The sequence below is a fragment of the Propioniciclava soli genome (assembly GCF_038502305.1).
Taxonomy (GTDB): Bacteria; Actinomycetota; Actinomycetes; order Propionibacteriales; family Propionibacteriaceae; genus Propioniciclava; species Propioniciclava soli.
In genome coordinates this window covers 415,180-433,927 of record NZ_CP115965.1, presented here as the reverse complement: position 1 = coordinate 433,927, position 18,748 = coordinate 415,180, and the positions used below count along the sequence as shown (strand labels likewise).

Annotated in this window: 11 protein-coding genes; 6 read left to right on the top strand and 5 right to left on the bottom strand. The window is 66.0% G+C overall.

The window, feature by feature from the left end:
• Window positions 1–160: 160 nt before the first annotated feature.
• On the top strand, window positions 161–715 hold the full coding sequence (locus tag PCC79_RS01850) for a hypothetical protein (RefSeq protein WP_342372837.1): 555 nt from the start codon (window positions 161–163) through the stop codon (window positions 713–715).
• Window positions 716–931: 216 nt separating this feature from the next.
• Here PCC79_RS01850 and PCC79_RS01845 read toward each other — a convergent pair whose 3' ends face one another.
• On the bottom strand, window positions 932–1,162 hold the full coding sequence (locus PCC79_RS01845; RefSeq protein ID WP_342372836.1) for a transposase: 231 nt from the start codon (window positions 1,160–1,162) through the stop codon (window positions 932–934).
• Window positions 1,163–2,187: 1,025 nt separating this feature from the next.
• Here PCC79_RS01845 and PCC79_RS01835 point away from each other — a divergent pair.
• The 4 genes from PCC79_RS01835 to PCC79_RS01820 all read left to right on the top strand — a co-directional run bounded on the left by PCC79_RS01835 (window position 2,188) and on the right by PCC79_RS01820 (window position 8,776).
• Entirely contained in the window at window positions 2,188–3,597 is a 1,410-nt protein-coding gene (locus PCC79_RS01835; RefSeq protein WP_342372835.1) for a polysaccharide biosynthesis tyrosine autokinase, read from the top strand.
• An 8-nt stretch (window positions 3,598–3,605) separates the two neighbouring features.
• Window positions 3,606–4,892: a lipopolysaccharide biosynthesis protein gene (locus tag PCC79_RS01830; protein WP_342372834.1), complete on the top strand. Its 1,287-nt coding sequence runs from the start codon at window positions 3,606–3,608 to the stop codon at window positions 4,890–4,892.
• A 68-nt stretch (window positions 4,893–4,960) separates the two neighbouring features.
• Window positions 4,961–6,136 (top strand): hypothetical protein, encoded by a 1,176-nt coding sequence (locus PCC79_RS01825; protein ID WP_342372833.1) that lies wholly within the window; start codon window positions 4,961–4,963, stop codon window positions 6,134–6,136.
• 291 nt (window positions 6,137–6,427) lie between these two features.
• Window positions 6,428–8,776 (top strand): PKD domain-containing protein, encoded by a 2,349-nt coding sequence (locus tag PCC79_RS01820; RefSeq protein WP_342372832.1) that lies wholly within the window; start codon window positions 6,428–6,430, stop codon window positions 8,774–8,776.
• Between the two features lie 85 nt (window positions 8,777–8,861).
• On the opposite strand, the gene PCC79_RS01815 is transcribed toward PCC79_RS01820, so the two are convergent.
• Complete coding sequence (locus tag PCC79_RS01815) at window positions 8,862–10,193, bottom strand: hypothetical protein (RefSeq protein WP_342372831.1); 1,332 nt, start codon at window positions 10,191–10,193, stop codon at window positions 8,862–8,864.
• A gap of 87 nt (window positions 10,194–10,280) precedes the next feature.
• Between PCC79_RS01815 and PCC79_RS01810 the strand changes: the two genes are divergently transcribed.
• Window positions 10,281–10,913: a hypothetical protein gene (locus PCC79_RS01810; protein WP_342372830.1), complete on the top strand. Its 633-nt coding sequence runs from the start codon at window positions 10,281–10,283 to the stop codon at window positions 10,911–10,913.
• On the opposite strand, the gene PCC79_RS01805 is transcribed toward PCC79_RS01810, so the two are convergent.
• The 3 genes from PCC79_RS01805 to PCC79_RS01795 all read right to left on the bottom strand — a co-directional run bounded on the left by PCC79_RS01805 (window position 10,900) and on the right by PCC79_RS01795 (window position 18,564).
• Complete coding sequence (locus PCC79_RS01805) at window positions 10,900–16,170, bottom strand: PKD domain-containing protein (RefSeq protein WP_342372829.1); 5,271 nt, start codon at window positions 16,168–16,170, stop codon at window positions 10,900–10,902. The genes PCC79_RS01810 and PCC79_RS01805 overlap by 14 nt on opposite strands.
• A gap of 769 nt (window positions 16,171–16,939) precedes the next feature.
• Entirely contained in the window at window positions 16,940–17,326 is a 387-nt protein-coding gene (locus tag PCC79_RS01800) for a hypothetical protein (protein ID WP_342372828.1), read from the bottom strand.
• 284 nt (window positions 17,327–17,610) lie between these two features.
• Entirely contained in the window at window positions 17,611–18,564 is a 954-nt protein-coding gene (locus tag PCC79_RS01795; protein WP_342372827.1) for a glycosyltransferase family 2 protein, read from the bottom strand.
• Window positions 18,565–18,748 lie beyond the last annotated feature (184 nt).

The following is an 18,748-nucleotide window of genomic DNA, read 5'->3' as shown; positions in this document are numbered from 1 at the left end:
TGCGGGGCTGAACGCCACACCGCCGAGGCCCCCTCCCACCCGGGAGGGGGCCTCAGCACATCCTCCCTCAGGGCGCCGGCCACGCGGCTGCAACGCCGGCGTCAGCCGTTGCGTGGAACCCGCAGACCTACACTGGAGGATCCACGAACAGGAGGCACCGATGACGCCCCGCGCCAAGCCGACCACCCCGTTCGCCGTCGTGCTCGCCTGCGGCCTGGCCCTCACGGGGTGCGCCTCGGGTGAGCCGTCGACCACCCCGGCCCCGGACGCCCCGGTGACGTTGGCGCCCGACCCGGGCGTCTCGCCCGACCCGACCACCTCGCCCACGCCTGACCCGACGGAGACCGCCGTGCGCCCCGAGTTCACGCCCATGCCCGACCTCACGATCGCGCCCGATCCGGGCGCGCTGCCCACGGCCGTGCCGGCCGGCGTCACCGACGACGCGGACGTGCGCCAGGCGGTGGCCGACGAGGCCGCGCGGGCAGGCGTCCCGGAGGATGAGGTCACGGTGGCCGGCTACGCCGACGTCACGTGGCGCGATGGCAGCCTCGGCTGCCCCCAACCCGGCATGATGTACACCCAGGCGCTCGTGCCCGGACGCCAGCTGGTGCTCACCGTCGACGGCCGGCCAGCCAGCTACCACGCCGCAGCGCAGGGAGAATTCACCTACTGCGCCACCCCGGTGGCGCCGTCGGCCGATTTCGGGACGCGCTGACGCCCCTTTGCCTCCTAGGTGACCCCGGTGGCCGGGGTTGCTGGTCCCCGGGCTCGGTATGACTGGCTGCCCCTGTCGTTGATGATGCGGGGGCGGGGCTCGGTGGCGTGGGTTTATCGCTGATAGAACACGGCCCGCCCTAGCGGCGGGGTGTCTTCGTGACGTGCGTGCCAACGATCCATCCCCGACTATGCATGCGGTTACAGAAGGGCAAGATCATGGATGCCGCGGAGCTACGCCCCGGCGCAGCGTAGGCACCGCCACGTCGAGGGCGTCGATCCGGGTGTCGAGGTTGCGATGGCGGTAGCCATTGCGGGGGTTGACCAGCTCGTCGCAAGGTCCGCCGCACACCACGTCCGCCTGATCCGACAGCCTCGCGTTGCCGAAGGTGCCCAGCAGGTCAGGCTGCAGGTCCTTGGCGGCCTGCGCGAGCTGCTCGTGCAGCATAATGCGCCCTGGCAGCAGCGGTCACCGCGTTTCTTCGCCCGAGGTTCGGCGGCCTTGCTCATACCCATGAAGCCGCTCGTGGCCGCACGCGGCGCACCGGTAGCGGTGTCACCGTGACGAGCAGGTGGGTGGGGCGCCAGCCTAACGGCTCGTGGGCCAGGCAACGGACCGCGGTGCCACGCGGTGTTCCCTTGCAGCCGCACCGACGCCACCGCTGGTCGACATCGACGTCACGACACGCCAACACTGCCCGCTCGCGTCCCACGTGTTGGCCGACGACGCCCAGCCTCAGCCCGCCCAAGCGAGCGGACGAGGGCGGATCATGACGACCGGAGGCAGCGTGAGGCACGTCGAGGTCTTCCGGCTGGCCGGTGTGAGAACTCCCATCATTGGGAGGCCTCGACCCCCATGCCAGACCAGCACGCCGCCCCAGTCACAGCAGTACTGCACCATCGACAGTGATGTGCCCGGCTACATCGAGCATTCGACTTCGTGAAGACTCTCACCGAAGTGGACTTGATGGGTCTCCCCTTCCCGGAGATGCACAACCCCGGGACGGTTCTCGCGGTGCTGTCGCTCGATCAACCCGTCCTCGTTCCGGCAACGAAGTGAACGCACAGCTAGCGGTGGAAGTCGGTGTGGCGTGGGTGCAGCGGTTTAACGGCCAACTCGATGCCGCAGCCCTCGGGCGTGCGCTGACGGCCATCCGTGGACGGATCCCCCGGAGACCGGCGCAATCTTCGTGCCCACGGCTGAGACGCAAGCGCGGAGCAACACCGTCGCCTATGGTGATCCCCCGAGCACGCCGGTGACCGTCATGAACAACCAGGTCCACATCGATGTGGCCGACCCCCACGTACTGCCGACCAACCCAGTCATGTCATCTGCTCGCCGTGGATCCGGGTCGAGGTCGCGGAGCAGATACTCCGTCCGGGTAGAGTGTTCTGAGCGGTTCGCAGAAGGGGACATGATGGGTCGAGCAGGGGGCGAGCGGTCCGGCCGCCGGGGTCAGGGCTGGCGGCGCCATGTCTGTTGCTGAGTACTTCGCCATCATCCGACGAAACCTTGGCCTAATCCTCATCTTGGCCATCCTCGGCGGCGCCTCGCTGTTTCTATACTCCGAGACCCAACCGAAGCTTTACCAATCGTACGCCTCGACGATGGTAATCCCCAGGCAGGGCGGGTCGACATCTGAACTGGTGCAAGGCTCAAACTACGTCCAGAACAACGTGCAGACCTACGCCCAGCTCGCTGCATCCCCCTACGTCCTGCAGCCAGTCGTTGACCAGTTGGGCCTCCAAGAGTCGGCAGCGGCACTGGGCCGCAGGATCTCGATCGACACTCCCCTCAACACGACGATCATGCAGATCGCCGTGAGCGACCAGTCGCCCGAGCAGGCGCAACGCATCGCTGAGTCCGTCACGGCCTCGCTGACGCAAGCCGTCCACGATCTCGCCCCCACCGTTGCCGGAAGCGCATCCGTGCGCCTCGAGACGATCGCGCCGGCCTCCCTCCCCGTCTCCTATGTCTCACCCGACCGCCGGCTGTACCTCATCGTTGGGGTCGCTGCTGGTCTGGCCCTCGCGTTGGCCATCGCCTTCCTGCGCGAGCAGTTGCGGTCCCGTCCGCGCAATGCCGCCGATATTGCTGCGCTGACCGATCTCCCCGCCCTGGGCGAGGTTCCGCGCTTGCAGCGCGGCCAAGACGTGCCCCATGAGATCCTTGGGCAGCCAGCAGGGCAGGTGGCGGAGGCCGTCCGGGCCATCGCGGCCAACCTGAAGTTCGTGTCAGTGGATCGACCCACCAATGTCGTGATCGTGACTTCGGCCGAGGCGAGCGACGGCAAGACGTCCATAGCGGCAGGACTGGGCTTGTCGATCGCCGCCGCCGGACGCCGCACCCTACTCATCGATGCTGATCTGCGCAGCCCGCGCGTCTCCGACCTGCTCCAGGTGGAGGGGGCTCTCGGTCTTACCACAGTCTTGCTGGAGGAAGCCCCTCTTTCCGAGGCCGTACAGCAGTGGGGACACGAGCACCTGTGGGTGCTGACCGGGGGGGTCAAATCACCGAACCCCGGCCAGCTGATCTCCTCTGGCCAACTCTCCGACATCATCGCGGAGGCCCGCGACGACTACGACATGGTCATCATCGACACCGCCCCCATAGGCCCTGTCAGTGACGCGCTCTGGCTGGCGTCCTCCACCGACGGGGTCATCATCGTCGCCCGTGCCGGCAAGACGCCGATTCGGGCGGTCCGTGACGCCATCGAGGCTGTCACAACTACACGGACGCCCGTGCTCGGCCTGGTGGTGAACGCCGTGAGGGCCTCGGCCGACTCCCGCTACCACGGCGCAGTCTATGGGGAGACCTCCGCACGCCGCCAAAATTCGCTGGGCATGACCCGGAGGGCGTCGTCTCCGAGACGAACGAGGTAGCGCGCATCGTGTTGAAGGCCCTGAGCGCCCGCGGCCTCACCACTCTCACGTCCGCCGTCTTCGGGATCCTCGCAGCCCGTCTTATTCTGGGCCAGGCCGGCCCTGAGTACTTTGCGCTTTATGGGCTCATCACAGCCCTGCCTTCTCTGCTCCAGTTCCAGGACCTGGGATCGGGGGCGGCCCTCGTGAACGCCATCGCCACATCCCCCAACCATGACCGGGAACCTGTGCGGCGGGCGCTCCTGTCGGTGTGGCGGGTCACCTTTACGTTCGCCACCTGTCTATTTGTGGTCAACCTGCTTCTCCTGTTCTCCGGGGGCTGGCGTCTCCTGCTCGGCACAGCGGGTACCGTCGAACAAGGCCCTCTAGTGGTGTTTCTCGGACTGACACTGTGGGGACTGACCATTCCGCTGGGCGTTTGGATTCGCATCCTGTTGGGCCTGCAAAAGAACCACCTGACTGTCCTCATCCAAGGGGTGCTGGCACCCCTCAACCTGACCATCCTCTGGTTATTGATACGTACTGGTGACGAGGCTTATCCGTATCTTTCGCTCAGCGCCTACGCCGGGGGACTCGCGGTTGCCATGTTGGGTCTCGCCTTCGCAGCCCGCCACCTGCCCGGGGTCTTGTCGTGGGCCGCGCTCCGACTTGCGCAGGTGCGCCGCCAGCCCGGAGCCCGCGTGATGGACGTCGGCTGGCCGATGCTGGCCCAGATGCTCTCAGCGCCGCTGTCGTTGACCGCTCAACGCTACGTCCTTGCCCAGAACGCTCCGGCTGACGACGTGGCTGTGTACGCCGCCGCCTTCCAGGTATTCGTCGCCTTTCTGGGGGTGATCAGTGCGGCCGGGGTGGCGCTGTGGCCGCGATTCGCGCGTCAACGCATGCAGGGAACCCTCACTCAGGGGCCCTACAAGTTCAGTGCGTTGATGGCCGCCGGTGCTTCGGCCGTATGCGGCGCGGTATGGCTCGTGCGCGATCCACTGTTCGCCTTCACGACCAACGGCGCGTTGCACGTCAGCGGCGAGATCGTCGCTGCGTTCGGGCTGATGGTGGTGCTCCAGGCGGCGCTGTACCCACTGGGCATGTTCATCATGGACAAGCCGGGAATACGTTTCCAGGTCATCCCGACCTTGACGATGGCCGTGTCCTCACTAATTCTTGCTATCCTGCTGACTCCGAGCTGGGGCGTGGTCGGCCCGGTGCTGAGCAACTGCTTCTGCGTAATCGTGTGCCAGATCATCCCTTTCTCCGTGTACATTCACCGGCATCGCGCTCGACTGTGGGTAAGAGCGTGACAACCCCAGCGCTACGTTACGGCTCGGGAGAGCTTGACCGTTGGGCAGCTCTCTTCGGAGTGATCGCCGTGGCCGCCTTCCTGCCGCTGGCCGGGCCGGTGTCGAGTGCCGCCGCGGTACCCCTACTTCTCTCGCCCCTGTGGCTTCGACGAGCCCGCAGAACTGCGGTGGGCTGGCTCGCGACGCTGGCCTGTCTGGCGGTGGGAGGTGGCTTGATAACCGCGGAGTTCATGTCTACGGGGGCGCGGATCTCGTCCACCAGCTTGGCCGTCTCGCAGTCGCTCATGGTGCTGAGCATCGTCCTCGGCGCAGGCACCGTGGTTTGGGCCAGCCATCTGTTGAACCGTGGTTGGGTGGCGGTTACGTTTGGTGTTGGCATGCTGATCGGGCAGGCGCGACTGGGCCTCAGCAGCGACAACCCCTGGAAGTATGACCTCTTCATCCCGGTGACCCTCATCCTTCTGGGCACGGCCTGGGCCCGCGGTGCTCGACGCCCGGAAATGGTCGCACTGCTCGGCATCGCACTCCTGTCGATCATCAACGACTCCCGGTCTGCGGCATCAATCGCCGCAGTCGGCCTGGTCGCTCTCGTGTGGCAGTGGGCCCAGGCACACCTCAAGGTCCGGACCGGACGCTTCCGGATCCTCGTCACCTTGGGATTCTTGGGCATGACTATGTACCTGCTGATCCAGACCTTCATCCTGGAGGGCTATCTGGGTGCCGCGACCCAGGCCAGGAGTCAGGCACAAATGCGTGCGGCCGGCTCGCTCATCCTCGGGGGACGCCCCGAGCTCGGCGCCACGCGAGCCCTTCTAGAGGCGTCTCCCTGGGGGTACGGGTTGGGCATCATTCCTGACAGTCACGACGTATGGATCGCCAAGACCGGCATGTCCAGCCTCAACTACGAACCTGACAACGGTTACGTTGAGAAGTACATGTTCGGTGGTGGCATGGAGGTCCACTCCGTGCTGGGGGACCTGTGGCTCCGCTGCGGGCCTCTGGGGGCCGCACTGGGACTTGCCTTGGTTGCCGTCATCGTGAGCCGATTGGCAACACGACTGGCCGAAGGGGAAGCACCCGCGTTGCTGGTGATCCTGACGCTGTTGGTGTGCTGGGATGCCCTCTTCAGTCCGCTCTATGTGACAGCGGTGCAGGTGCTGGCCGTCACGTTGGGGCTGAGCGTTGAGGGGCCACAATTTGGCAACAAACCTGAGAATCAGTTGAGACCCCTGAGTCTTCCCTGATAAATTCCGGGGGGCGGGCTTGCACCGCCCAATCCCCCTGTCGCCAACTCCTTGGGACTCCACATCATGGGTACTTCCCTCCTCTCGCGCAAGCGCGCCGCCGCGCTTGTCCTGTCAGTAACCGTCGCTACGACCGCGGCGACCATCGTTCCCACAGTCCCTGCCCACGCCGCCGAGCAGCCTGTTCGGGGAACCACGCTCGGATCCACCGCATACGGTGTCCCCGCCGGAGCCATCTACGTCAGCAGCTCCACAGGCTCGGACAGCAACTCCGGGACGGTCGCTAGCCCCATGCGCTCGGTCGCGCACGCCATCGACAAGACGCCCTTGGGCGGCACCGTGGTGCTGCGCGCCGGCACCTATCACGAGTCCATGGACATCACCAAAAAGGTGACCATCCAGAACTACCCAGGTGAGACCGTTTGGTTCGATGGGTCCAGTCAGGTCGGTGGGTGGAGCAAGTCCGGGTCGGTCTGGGTCGCTCCCTGGTCCACCTTCTTCTCTCCCCAGAACTACACGGGCGGTGTTCGGAGCAATTTCCCGAACGCGAACCGTCCCGCCCAGGTGTTCATTGGTGGGGCAGCCCTGGCCGAGGTCGCTAGCGCAGCCGAGGTACGCAGCGGCACGTTTTTCCCCGACGCCGCGAATCGCCGGCTCATCATAGGGACCGATCCGTCCGGCCGTGAGGTGCGCGCCAGCGACCTCACCCACGCAATGCACATCTCGGGTGACGTCACCCTCCGCGGCTTCGGCGTGCGACGGTATGCCACAACGCAGTCTAGCCGTGGCGCTGTCGTGATGGACCCGGCCGGTGGAACCTTCGAGCACCTGGTCGTCTCCGACAACGCGAGCATCGGCTTGGCCCTAAGCGGCGCCAACAAGACCATCAAGAACGTGGTCGTCGAGCGTAACGGGATGATTGGCCTGGGGATGAACGAGGCCGCCGGGGTCTCGATCACGAACTCGATCTTCAGGGACAACAACTTCGAGACTTTTCCGACGCTGCCGCAAGCGGCCGCGATCAAGATCACCAAGACCAGTGGGGGCGTCATCCGCAACAACACGATCGAGGGCACCAAGCTCGCGAACGGATTGTGGTTGGACGGCTTCAACTCTGACATCACCATCGCCGGAAACGATCTCGCCAACAACGGCGAGTCTCAGATCAACTTCGAGATCTCGCGTCGGGGCACCATCGTCAACAACCGAATCAAGGGCGGCCTCAAGAGCATCGATCTGCTCGACTCTGAGTCGGTTGACATCTACAACAACAAGATCAGCGACTACACGCTGATCGGCATTTACATGCCGCAGGACGATCGCTCGGTGAACCGGCCCGCGGACGCTCCGGCTGACTTCGCCCTCAAGATCAGAAACATCACCATCGCCAACAACGTGATGGCGTGCGGCACGAGGTTCCAGTTGTTCGGACGGGACCTCTCCACCGGACGTCCGGTGGACGACTTCGCCCTCACCATCAAGGGCAACCTGTTCAGCGCGAGCAGCTCCTCCCCCGAGCTCAACCTCGCAGGGTGGGGGCTGGCCAACAACGGGTTCCAGTTCCTGAAGACCTTGGGAGACCTCACCGCCAAGAACTCAAGCTGGATCAACCTTCAGCACAACGGGTGCGTGGTGAACCCCGAGACCACGACCGATCGGGCCAAGCAGATAAGCGTCGCAGTGCCGCTTCCCACCGCCATTGCCTCCGCTGCCGGAGTCCCGTCCGGCACGCGTGTCATTGGGTTGCTGGACCAGCCCATCTCAAACCAAGCACCGACCGCCCGCTTCACCTCGTCGACCAACGGCCTGTCGGTATCCTTCAACGGCTCCTCGTCGGCGGACGCTGACGGGATCATCGTCAACCACAAGTGGACGTTCGGCGACGGAACGTCGGGGACCGGCGCAACGCCCTCGCACGCCTACGGCGCCGCTGGGGATTACACCGTGACTCTCACCGTCACCGACAACGCTGGCGGCACCCACTCGGTCACCGCCCCCGTTCGGGTGTCGGCCCCGTCGGCACCCGCCCCCGCGCCGGTCACCCCAGTTGACGGGTCCACGGACGACTTCTCGCGCACGGTGAGCGGCGGCTGGGGCGGCGACTGGGCTGTTTCCGGTGGCAATACTTCATTCGGTGTCAGTAGCGGACAGGGCACCGTCATTCTGTCGCCCCAATCGAACCGCGAGGCGTTGCTGCCGTACAAGTCCACTGATTCCACGGCGCAGACGATGGTCTCGCTAGACAAGCTCCCTACGGGAACCGGGGTCAGCACCACCGTTATCGGACGCCGCGTGGGTGCGTCCTACTACGGGGCGCGCTTCCGTGTGGCCCCCGACGGCTCGACGTTGCTGTACGCCCTGCGCGACGAGACGGCGCTGGCCGACGCGGCCCGCCCCTTTGCTCGCTATGCCCCAGGCCAGCAGGTCTGGGTCAAGGTGGACGTGAGCGGCACCGCCCCCACGGCGGTACGCGTGAAGGCGTGGTTGGTCGGCTCCCCCGAGCCCACCAACTGGCAGATTAGCGCTTCCGACTCGGCGGCCGGGCTGCAGACGGCCGGCCAGGTGGGTATCAAAACCCACTACGGGTCCTCTGCGGCCTCCACCGTCACTGTGCGGGTCGACGACTTCACGGTGAGCTGACTGATCCACCTCCAGCGGGCGAGTGGCCCCGCCTCCGGGCTCGGGAGGCGGGGCCACACCCCGTTCAGATGCGCGAGACCCTGCGTCAGAACGGGACCTCGCTGATGACGTACTTGAGCTTCCCGCCGGTATAGGGCAGGGCGTCCACGTACTCGATCAGGACAGGAACCTCGTAGTCGACACGTTTCCGCAACCCCTCGACCACGGATTCCACGAACGGGGCGGCTCCAGCCGCCTGGTCGTTCAGGACGACCCGAACGGTGATGGAGTAGTCAGCCGCCTGGTGAAGCTGAAAGAGGCGGACGGCGTCAGGTTGAGCGCTGAACATGGCCATGAGTCGGTGGCCGAGCGCCTTCCCGCTCGGCGTCCGCAGCATGTCTGTCGTTCGTCCCTCCGGCTTGCCGAGTCGGGGCAGTCCAAGCCCGCAGTTGCACCCCCCCTCCAACAGGCGTCCCCGGTCCCCATTCCTGTACCTGATGAGAGGAAAGACCCGGTTGGCCAGGTCGGTGATGACGATGCTGCCGACTTCTCCGGGCGGGACGGGCTGGTCGTTGTCGTCCAACACCTCGATCAGGCGCATGTCGGAATTGATGTGCAGACCTTCCTGCGCGCGGCATTCGCCTGCTAGCCACCCGACCTCGGCAGCCCGGTACTCGTCGTAGACCGGCGCGCCGAAGGCATCCTGCAGCCGGAGGCGGGTCTCCTCGGTGAGCGGTGCAGCCGTAGTCGCCACGGCCGTCAGGCCGGACAGCCGGTCACCACGCCGCTCCAGGTGGGCGGCCACCTCCGTCAAAGCGCCGACGTACCCCTCCAAGAGCGGCGGACGGTTCTTGGCCACCCACGTGAGGAGCTCGTCGATCGACGAAGGCTCGATCAGGCCTGCATCGAGATAGAACTGTTTGGTCGGCCACCAGGAAAGTACGTTCTTGACGTTGTCCAACCGTCCGAAACCCCAGCGCCCGACACGAGCGAGATCGTCCCACGGCTGGACACCCCACCAGGAGTACATCCGCCAGGCCAGCGCCAGCGTCGGCACCCGGGAGTCGTGGGCGACTTTGACCGGTTGCCCTGTGCTGCCGCCGGTGAGCGCTGGCCTGGCCGTCTTTGGGGAGAACTCGTTCGACTGGAAGTCCTGGGGACGGTCCTTGATCATGCTGCGATCGACAATCGGCAGCTGGGTCCACGTCTCCGGCGCGTCCAGGTCGGACGTCGTGATCCCCTGCTCTGAGTACACCTGGCGGTAGAAGGCCGTGTTCTGGATCGCAAAGGACGCGATCGCCCTGGCACGGGACTGAGACAGCCACGCGAGTTCATGCTCGGGCTTGGCCTGATTCGCGAGGAGTTCGCGGTAGAGCTGTAATGTGCGTGGACGCACCGCCCGTGCCTTGAGTGTGAAGACGGCCTGGCGAAAGCTCATGTGATCTGTTCCTATCATGTACTCGTCGGTCCATTATTGGCACCAGGGGGGGTTGCACGTGTTGGAGCCATGGGGAGGTGGTGGAACGTGACTGCGGAACGCGCGGACAAGGAGCACGTACTGCTGGTCTGCACAGCCAACGTGACCCGCTCCCCGACCGCCGAGTACCTCCTGCGCACCGCGCTCGATGTCGAAGCATGCTCAAGGCTGCACATCCACAGTGTAGGGACGAAGGCGGTTGACGGCATCGCCCTCGACCCCAGGATGGAGCCCTTCCTCGCTCGTGACGGAATCACCGACACCACCGGTCACCGCAGTCGGCGCCTCCAGACCGCCCACCTCTCCTCGGCGACCCTCATCCTGACCATGGAGTCGACGCACCGCTCCCAGGTCGTGGGGCTCGACCGCTCCAGCAGATCTCGAGCCTTCACCCTGACGGAGTTCGCCCGCTTGGCCGCCGGCGTTACTGGCGCCCGCAACCTGACGGTCGGGTCGCTCGCCGACTTGGTGAGGGTGTTCGATCGCTTCCGCAGTTCGGGAGCCGCAGCCATTGGAGACGAATCGATCGCGGATCCGCACGGTCGATCGCGGTGGGCCTACCGTCGTGCATACCGCAGCATGCGGGACGCTCTGCACCCCGTGGTAGCACTGCTGAATGCGGCTGCGCCTGGGTGGAGGGAGTCCACCCAGGCGCCATCGACAAGGATCAGACCGGATTGACCGTCAGGTCGTCGATCCGAACGTGCGTCACCGGGACGGTCGAGGAGCTTCCGACGACCGCCTTGATCCCCACGGTCCCCGGCGCCTGCATGGCGGCGGTGGAGTCCTTGGTATCGATCTGCCACGTCGTCGGCTCCGGCTGGTCCACGAACCAGGCCTTCACCTTGACGACGGTCGGCTGGGTGCCGCTGACCTGAACCTTCACGCGGAGGCGGTCCCCGGCGACGAAGGTGCGACCCGGCAGGACATAGCTGTTGGCCAGCGCGGTCTCACCGCGGAGAGCGTAGAGTCGGACGGCGCCCGACGTCTCCAGACGGACCCGACCACCGTAGTACGACGACCCCACCTGGCGCCCGATCAGGGTGACATGCATGGCTGCGGTGGCCGGGGCCTCGTCCACCGTCAGGTCGAACTGGCTAAGGGTCGCCGTCGAGGTGACGCCGTTCAGCCGGGCCTCACGGTTGTGCGACGGGGCCAACGAGATGACGCCTTGGCTGTTCTCGACCGCGAAGGCGGCCGATCCGCCGCTGAGGGTCCAGTCCCCACCCAGATCGCTGGTTCCCCAACCACCCGCCACGGTCCGCTCGAAGGAGTCTTTGACGATGGGCAGCACCTCAGGAGCCACCACCGTGACCGGCTTGGTAACCGAGTGCACACCACCACGATCATCGGTCACCGTCAGCTTCACCTGGAACGTCCCAGCCGCCGCATACGCATGCGACACCGTCGCACCCGTACCCAAAGCGCCATCACCGAAGTCCCACGCATACGACACGATCGAACCATCCGAATCGGACGACGCCGACCCATCCACCGCAACCGACAGACCCGTCACCGACGGCGTGAACACCGCCACCGGCGCCACATTCGCCGGAGGAGCCACCACCGTGACCGGCTTGGTAACCGAGTGCACACCACCACGATCATCGGTCACCGTCAGCTTCACCTGGAACGTCCCAGCCGCCGCATACGCATGCGACACCGTCGCACCCGTACCCAAAGCGCCATCACCGAAGTCCCACGCATACGACACGATCGAACCATCCGAATCGGACGACGCCGACCCATCCACCGCAACCGACAGACCCGTCACCGACGGCGTGAACACCGCCACCGGCGCCACATTCGCCGGAGGAGCCACCACCGTGACCGGCTTGGTAACCGAGTGCACACCACCACGATCATCGGTCACCGTCAGCTTCACCTGGAACGTCCCAGCCGCCGCATACGCATGCGACACCGTCGCACCCGTACCCAAAGCGCCATCACCGAAGTCCCACGCATACGACACGATCGAACCATCCGAATCGGACGACGCCGACCCATCCACCGCAACCGACAGACCCGTCACCGACGGCGTGAACACCGCCACCGGCGCCACATTCGCGGGCGCGGGGGTGGGGTCCATCACCGAGTAGTCCCGGAACGAGATCGTGGCGTTGCTGACCGCGGCGCTGGAGAGCGAGGCCTTGAGCCCGACCCGACCAGGAACCTGGAGCGCGGCGGTGTTGTCCGTGGCTGACAGGTTCGGGGTCGTCGGCATCGGCGTCCCATTCACCCAGATCCGCCCCTCGACGGTGGTCGGGCTGGTGCCGACCACGTCCAGGCGAACGTTGATGGCGTCCCCCGCCTGATAGACGTAGTTCGGGATCATGTAGCTGCGACCGCTCAGCGCCATCTCATCCCGCAGGATGTAGAGCCGGATGCCGCCCGACTCGATCCGGACGCGTGCCGCGTAGCTGGAGCTCCCCACCTGGCGGCCGAACACCGTGAAGGACTGCACGCCCCCGTTGAACGCCGAATCGGAAGAGATAGCCACCGAGGTCCGAGTCGCCTTGGAGCTCACCGAGGGCAGAGTAACCTCCCGCACCCACGAGGGCTGCAGCGCGAGGCGCCCGGCACCGTCGGAGACGCTGTACGCCGTGCCGGACGTGGGCATCCACGTCCCGCCCTGGTCGGCGTTGCCCCACGACGTCGCGAGAGACCGGCTGAAGGAGTCGGCCGCCACCACGACGAAGCCCCGAGCTTCGACCTGCTTGGTGGCCGTCGCCACACCCCCGCGGTTGTCCGTGACGGTCAGGGTGACCGTGTACCGGCCGTCGGCGGCGTAGGTGTGGGTCGCCGTGGGGCCAGATGCGGTCCCCCCGTCCCCGAAGTCCCACGCGACCGACTGGAGCGTGCCGTCAGGATCGTGCGATCCAGCGCTGTCCACGGACAGGGCCCGGCCCTCCACGGAGGTGGCGAGCGTGGCCGTGGGCAACTGGTTGGGTGCCTGGTCGAGGGTGATCGACTGCGTCGAGATCGAGCTGTCCCCACGATCGTCCGTCACCGTCAAAGTCACCTCGTAGGTGCCCGGAGCGGAGTACACGTGGTTCACATTCGCCCCGGTAGCAGCGGTGCCGTCGCCGAAGGACCACGCGTGGGACACGATGGTCCCGTCGGAGTCGGTGCTGGGCGAGCCGTCGAAGTCGACACTCAAGAACTGCGGAGCGGCAACGAAGTACGACGTGGGAAGAACGTTAGGCAGCTTGGCCATCACAGGAATGGTCTGCACCGCGACGCCACCGCGATTGTCGGTGACCGTGAGCGTCACCTGGTAGATGCCAGGCTGTGCGTACTCCTTGGTCAGCACCGGACCGCTGCCCGTGCTCCCATCGCCGAGGTCCCACTGGTAGGAGACGATCGAGCCGTCGGGGTCTGCGGACGCGGAGGCGTCCGCAGACAGTGTGAGGTTGCTCATCGTGGGCGTGAAGGAGACCACCGGCGGCTGGTTCAGGACGCCGGTGCGCCCGAGGTCGTAGTGCTCCCAGATCTGCGGGGCGCTCAAGGATGCCTGGTAGACGGCCACCTCGTCGACGAACCCGTCGAAGTAGCGGTCGCCGGCCCAGGTATTGTCGCCCCCCACCCGCCAGAAGCCGAGGTAGGAGTCGGCCGTCTGTGTGGCATCCGTTCCCTGCAGCATCCCGTCCACGTAGTACTGCATGCCATCTGGTGAGAGCTGACCCACCAAGTGGTGCCAGGCGCCGTCATTGAGTGCAGACTTGCTATTGATGATCTTGCGCACTCCGCCACTGGTCACACCGAAGGACACGATTCCGCGGTTGTCCATGTAGAGGTGACGGTCGCACTGCGTGCTGAGGGTCGCCGTGCCGCTGGTCCCGAAGCCAACGATCCGGCCGCCGGTGCTGCTGGTGGTCTTGATCCACGTCTCGACGGCAAAGGCCGCAGGGGCGGTGAGCTTCTGGGCACCGATCACGCGCGAGGACGATCCGGTCAACTCCACGGCCGTGTCGGTCACGCTCGCCAGTCCGCCAGGCACGCCGTACCGAACGATGTTGCCGCCGTAGGTGCCGGTGGACCAGTTGCGTCCCGCGTCGTTCGCGGTGGGACCCGCCGACTCGCCAAGACGCCAGTACAAAGTCGGCTGCAGGTCGTACACCAGGCCGCCGTACGCGTCCGAGGGCCTCGGCGGGATGGCGGAGGTGCGACCGGAGGCGATCCGGTGAGCGTCGACCTCGTCCATCGTGAGGACGCGGTCGTAGACGGCGACGTCGGCAATGGAGCCGGCCAAATAAGTGGTTGTCCCCAGGTTCGGCCATCCGCTGAGGTTGTCACCGCCCACGCGCCAGTATCCGTCGTAAGCCTGGGCGCTGGTCACGGTGGAGTCACGGCCAATGAGCCTGCCGTCGATCCACAGGGTCTGCCCATCCGCGCCAAGGCTGGCGACCACATGGTGCCATTGGCCGTCGTTGTAGCCGGGCGCACTGGATACCACTTTGGCGGCACCGGGGTAGACCCCGAAGGAGACCGTCCCTTGGCCGTTGAGGTACACCTGACGGTCGTAGCTACCCGAATTGCCTGACTTGGCAGAACCGTAGCCTACTACCTTGCCACCGGAGGTGCTCGTGGTGTTGAACCAGGCTTCAATGGTGAAAACCTGGGGCGCAGTCACAGCATTCCCTGTCGCACTAAAGGACGTGCTGTTTCCGGCGAAGGTCGTCGCGAAGCTGGTGGCGTTCAGCTGCTGCCCCGGGACACGGCGTGTGGCGTTGCTCACCGTCTGGTCTTGTCCGTTCGCCCAGTCGAAAGCCACGGTCGCCAAGTCGTCGTTCAGCGGCCAATAGCTGACCGGCGCCGACCCCGTCACGGCGTCGGTATAGGGCGTTGCGATGTCGCTGGCCGCGATGGTCACCGGCATCCAGTCGGTCCGGGTGCTGTTTCCGTCTGGGTCGGTCACGCGGACCGTGTAGTTGTACGTCTGGCCGGGCACCAGGCCCTTGTCGGTGTAAGTCAGGGCGGGCATCTTGAAGAACGTGCTTAACTGCTGGAATGTGGTGAGCGGGGCGTCGAAGCCCTTGTCCTGACGGAAAACCTCGTACTTCAGGTCCGAGTCGTCCAGATCGTAGTTCGCCTTCCAAACCAGCCGGGCCTCGCCCGGCCGGTAAGAAGAGACGCCGAGGGGCCAAGCGCCGCCGCGCGTGCGCGGGCCCATCTTCTTGGGCGCCTTGGCCCGCGTGGCGAACCGCACTAGACCCTGCTGGGTCAGGTCATTGACCTTGGGGAACTCCCCGCCAATGACTACGTAGTCGGAGTTTGTCTCGATGGTCCAGCCCGCCTGGGACTGGCCGGTGTAGGTCCCCGGAACCCACTGGGGGTACCAGTTGAGGGGCCTGGGGGCCTGCATGCCGGTGAAGCTTCGGTAGCCGTAGATATCCGCGGTGACAAGCTGGCCGCTGGGCGCCTTGGTGAATGCAACCGAGTGCGAGAAGGTCCACGGCTGCGTCTGTGGGAAGCCACCGATGTTGCCGCAGTAGTGATCGTGCCCGATCGAGTAGACCGTGTCATTCGAGGACGCCACATCGTAGCTGTCGCCGTGGCAGTCCTCGAGCCACACGATGGAGCCGTCCTCCCAGGACATGCGGACCGTGCCCTCGAAGCCGTCCTCGGCGCCGCCTCCATAGTCCCATCCGGTGCTGTAGACCGAGTCGCCGTCGGAGGAGATCGAGTACATGCCGGCACGCGTATCCGCGTTCCGCACGACGCTGTTCGCCAGCCACGGCATGAGCGCGCCGGTCGAGGCGTCCAGGGCGGCGAGGCCACGGCCCGGGTTCGTCGACCCATCCACGGCCGTGAAGTCACCCGCGATGACAACCTTGGAGCCATCGGGAGAGACAACGATGCCCTTGACACCGTACCCACCGGTGGCGTCGGCCGCGAAGGGCAGCACTGCTCCGGTGCTGGCGCTGACGGCAGCCACCCGGTTGCGGGGTGCGCCGGCGACCTCGGAGAACTGACCAACCATGTAGACGACGTCGCCCTTGACGGCGATCCCGTCAACGCGCCCGTTCACGTGCGGTGCCCACGAGGTGATGACGGCACCGGTCTGCGGGTCAAGGGCGGCCACCCGGTACCGGGTGACGCCGCTCACCGATGTGAACTGCCCACCGATGTAGACGCGCGACCCGTCGGGGGACGCCTTGATCGTACGGACAGGCGCGTTGACCGTGGGCTCCCACGCCGAGTCGAGCACACCCGACTCGAGGTTGTAGGCGAGCAGGTTCGTGCGGGGGGTGAGGTTCGTTCCTGGGGCCGCACCAGCTGGGCGTGCGTTCGAGAACTCACCACCGACGAAAACCTTGCCACCGGAGATGACTTGATCCCAGGCGACGCCGTCGATCTGAGTGGTCGGCAATGGGTCCGCGCTTACCGGCGCGCTGTCGTAGATGATCTGGCCGGGCGCCTCCGCAGCAACCGCGGGGGCGGGCGAGAGCCCGCCGATGAACGAGGTGAATGTGAGACCGAAGGCGAGTGCCCCACCTAGCCAGGCCGACGCGCGCGCGCTCCGCAACTTCATCTTGTTTCCCCTGTTTCACGATCGGATGCGTGCATCCGCCAGCCCCGAGCTGGAGCAGCAGCGCAGACAGGCGCGGAACCCGCGCGCTCGCTTGGATCAATCTTAGAGCAGTCGGCAGGACGCGCTATTCCCCGCAGGGGTGACACCCATCCCCAGGTTCCGGTGAACAGGCTCAGCGAGTGGCGTCGCCGCGCAGGACCGACGCCGGCTCCCCGGCCTTCGGGTCCACCGTGATCGTCACATCTCCCCGCTGTGCAACCGGTATGGAGAACAGGTAGACACCCATGGCTTCGGCGCCCGGTTGCAGGCTTCCGGCGAACGGCTGGCCACCCGGTGACACGAGCGACTCCATCGGAGTTCTCTCGGTCCCCGAGTATCCGTTCACCACAACCGAACCCAACGAAACAGGAGTGGACCCTTCGTTCCTCAGGACGATAGTCACACGCACGGCGGGTGCCGCCACCTCTCCGGGCAATATCGCATTGCCGTCCACAGCTTCGATCGAGGAAATCGCCACGACGACACCCGACGGACGACGAGATGCGGCCTTGAGATCCACCGGGGCCATCTCGCCGGACACAGGAGGAACCACGCTCTGGGGAGCCGGGCTCAGCGCATCGGATGAGGTGCCGGTGACCCCGCTCGTCGCAGGTGTGGGGTCGGGGGTCTGCGTTCCCGTGGACCCGCCGGGGGCCCTGGGGGAAGTGCTACCAGAAGGGCGCTGGTTCAGGACGAAGGGCACGAGCACCATGGCCATGACCGCGACCGCGAGTCCACCGCTGATCCACCATCGCCGTGACGGGCGACGTTCGGACACTGGCTGCTGCATGTTCTCTCCCACGCTCAGCGCCGATACGGCTCGGCTGCGACAGCAAGACTGGCGGCCAGAGCGCCCGCTCCTCCAACCACGAAGCGCTCCCCGTAGGCGCGCCGTTTGAGGGATCGGCCCACGACGCCGGACGCCGTCAACGCAGCGCCGTAGAGGATCTGCCCGACGCCGCGGGCCGCGCAAACGACACGGCGCCTGACCCGAGGCAGGCCTCGCGAAGCGAGTAGGATGTCGACACGGCCGCTCGCGTTGGAGAGGCTGTACCGCCTGCGCAAGTTGTAGTCCCGGTTGGCTCGCGACAATGGCACCAAGTCATCCACGACCGCTTCCGCGCACCAAACCATCTTCGCCCCGGCTTGATGGAGCTGGCCGGTGAAGAACGAGTCCTCCCCACCCGTCAGGCCGAACCGTTCATCGAAAGTTACGCCGAACTCCCGGAGGCGACGCATGTCCAGCAGCAGGTTGTTGGTCGCTGCCCGTTTGATCGGTTCCCCGGTCTTTGTGTCGGCGCGGTGCGCGCGGAGATAGGCGTCACTGGCCTCTACCCACGGGTCCAGAGGCCCCTCGAAGACCGAGTGCACAGGCCCGCTCACCACATCGGCTCGATATCGCTTCTGTGCCGTCAACAGATTTACCAGCCACCCGTCCTGGGGGATTTCGTCGTCATCGATGAAGACCAGGAAGTCGCAATCCCCCGCCTCGCGGAGCGCCCGGTTGCGTGCGCTGGTCACGCCTGGCGAACTCTCGATCACATAGGTGACGCGTGAGTCCCCCGTGGCGAGGGCGGTCTCCCGACCGCTGCCCTGCGGGTCGTTGTCGACGATGATCACGCGAAACTCGGCCCGCTCTTCGAAGGTGCGAGCAACGTCGTCGAACTGCTCGAGGATGCTGGGAACCAACCGGACCAGGTTCGCGGGGCGATGATAGGTGGCCAGGGCCACCGCAATGCTGCGGGCACGCTCGGTCACGTGGAGTACCTCCGTGTTACAACGAGGGGTGGACCCATCTCGGTCGTAGTATAGGCGGTGAAGTCCACCCCACGGCGCGACGCGGTGGGCGCACCACCGCAACGAAGGAGACCGCACCGTGCCTGACGCTGCCGCGCATCCAAGACGCGTCGTGATCGGGGCCTACGCCTGTGGACCTCTCGAG

Excerpts from the sequence above, each read along its gene's own strand:
- PCC79_RS01850 (WP_342372837.1), top strand. The coding sequence starts at position 161 with ATGACGCCCCGCGCCAAGCCGACCACCCCGTTCGCCGTCGTGCTCGCC.
- PCC79_RS01845 (WP_342372836.1), bottom strand. The coding sequence starts at position 1,162 with ATGCTGCACGAGCAGCTCGCGCAGGCCGCCAAGGACCTGCAGCCTGAC.
- PCC79_RS01835 (WP_342372835.1), top strand. The coding sequence starts at position 2,188 with ATGTCTGTTGCTGAGTACTTCGCCATCATCCGACGAAACCTTGGCCTA.
- PCC79_RS01820 (WP_342372832.1), top strand. The coding sequence starts at position 6,428 with ATGCGCTCGGTCGCGCACGCCATCGACAAGACGCCCTTGGGCGGCACC.
- PCC79_RS01815 (WP_342372831.1), bottom strand. The coding sequence starts at position 10,193 with ATGAGCTTTCGCCAGGCCGTCTTCACACTCAAGGCACGGGCGGTGCGT.